General features: G+C 47.3%; 1 protein-coding gene. It reads right to left on the bottom strand.

From position 1 onward, the window contains the following. A partial coding sequence (locus R8N49_RS28280) for an EamA family transporter (protein ID WP_318190588.1) occupies positions 1–626 on the bottom strand: 626 nt, incomplete at both ends.

Below are 626 nucleotides of genomic sequence, written 5' to 3'. Positions count from 1 at the left end.
ACCTTGTAACATTGCATGGCTAAACAGCTCCTCCCAAGGCCAACTGGAGATAGGCGTTACCGCTAAATAACTGTCTATCCAACCGAACCCGACTGCGATGATAAGCATAAGTAACGAGACGATGGCGACAAAACCCGCGCATACATAAGCGTTGAGGTTAGCTACGCGTGCGCTGATAGTAAAAACCGCCCACATCAAGCTGCCAACTAAAAACATCGCGTGCCCTTGAAGTTGAGACCAGTTGTATTCCTCCCCGATATTAGATAGCAGAAACACAAAAATACCCAGCAGTACGGTGGAAAGACCAATAATGCGGTGATGACTCAGCGATTGTTGATAGAACAAGACTGCAATGGCAGAAACAAACAAAGGCAACGTGCCAGGTATTAAGGCGCTACCATGCGCGACGGGAGCGAAATGCATGGCAGTGCCCGCCACAAGTAAATAAGGTAAACCGCTACCCAAGACAATACCAGTAAGGTATTTGTTGGGAACGGCTTTTAGGGCGGCTTTATGTTTCATTACAAAAGGCAACAAGATTAGGCTAGGAACGAGAAAGCGCACCAAAGCAATATCAGCAGGTTGTAGTGCCGAAATTGCCCCACCTTTGAGCGAGATGAAAAAAC

Source organism: Vibrio sp. 1978, assembly GCF_033344345.1.
This window is presented reverse-complemented; position numbering and strand designations above follow the sequence as displayed.